Genomic DNA, 1,338 nt, shown 5'->3' on the forward strand with positions numbered 1-1,338 from the left:
CGGTACTGTCAATAATCTTGCGCAAATTCCAGCAGGCGACCGCCAGCCGTCGGCATGATCACTCGTCCAGCAGCGACACGTCCAGATACCTCCTCGACCCCCACTCGCTGTCGGCCACGTACTTCAGGCGCGCGGTCGCCAGCATGAGCGCGCTCTTGCCGTCCGGGAAGGTGCCGACGACCCGCGTTCGGCGGCGGATCTCGCGGTTCAGCCGCTCGATGGCATTGTTGGTGCGGATGCGTCTCCAGTGCCGCGCGGGGAAGCGCGTGTAGGTCAGCGTCTCCGCGACGCCGTCGCGGACGCACTTGGCGGCCGCCGCCAGCCTCATGTCCTCCAGCTTGGCGGCGACACGGCCGGCCTTCTCCGTGCTCGCCTCCAGAGACTCCTGGGCATGGACGGCCTTGAGCATCGCGGCCACCTCGGCGCGCTTGGACTTGGGGACCTTCGAGAGCACGTTGCGGTAGAAGTGCACCGTGCAGCGCTGGTAGGCGGCGTCCGGGAACACCTCGGCTATCGCGCCCGTCATGGCGGCGGCCTTGTCGCCGGTGAACATGCGCACGCCAGAGAGGCCCCGGCCCTTGAGCCAGGAGAGGAACTCGCGCCAGCACTCGGCCGACTCGGTGAAGCCCTCGGCGGCCCCGATCACCTCTCGGTAGCCGTCGTCGTTGACGCCGATGGCCACCATCACGGCCACGTTCTCGAAGGAGCCGCCCCAGCTTCTCTTGAGGTAGATGCCGTCGACGAAGACGTAGGGGTACTTGCGGGTCAGCGGCCTGCTCCTCCACTCCTCGACGGCCTCGAACGCCTTGTCGCTGAGGTTCGACACCGTCGATGCCGACACGCTCGCGCCCCACAGGATCTCGGAGACGTCCTCGATCCTCCTGGTGGAGACCCCGGCCAGGTACATCTCGATCATGGCCTCCTCGACGGAGGTCTCACGGCGCTTGTAGCGCTCGATGATCGCCGTCGCGAACCTCATGCCCTTGAGCTTGGGCATCCTGAGGGTCACCTGGCCCGAGGTGGTCGTGAGCCCGCGCTCGTAGTGTCCGGCGCGGTAGGCCTCGCGCCCTGCCGTCCGCTCGTAGCGGTCGGCGCCTATCAGATCGTCGGCCTCCTCCTCGAGAAGGGCGTTCAGGGTGTCCTCGACTGTTCTTCTGACGAGCTCCCTGAGCTCGCCGCGCATGGCGGCCTCGTCGAATGATACGATGGGATCGGACATGGCTCTGCCTCCTAATATGATCGAATCTAGACAACTCGAATCATACCGAAGGCCGGAGCCGTGTCTTTTGGTATCTAGGCTATGCTGCTGTGAAAGTGCGCAAGAGATTGTACGTTACC

At 65.4% G+C, this 1,338-nt stretch carries 1 protein-coding gene; it reads right to left on the bottom strand.

From position 1 onward, the window contains the following. Positions 1–58 precede the first annotated feature (58 nt). Complete coding sequence (locus tag NE591_RS12140; RefSeq protein WP_126423046.1) at positions 59–1,219, bottom strand: IS256 family transposase; 1,161 nt, start codon at positions 1,217–1,219, stop codon at positions 59–61. Between the last annotated feature and the right edge of the window lie 119 nt (positions 1,220–1,338).

Source organism: Adlercreutzia sp. DFI.6.23 (assembly GCF_024462535.1).
GTDB lineage: Bacteria > Actinomycetota > Coriobacteriia > Coriobacteriales > Eggerthellaceae > Adlercreutzia > Adlercreutzia rubneri.

Coding starts and splice junctions, on each gene's coding strand:
- NE591_RS12140 (WP_126423046.1), bottom strand. CDS start 1,219: ATGTCCGATCCCATCGTATCATTCGACGAGGCCGCCATGCGCGGCGAG.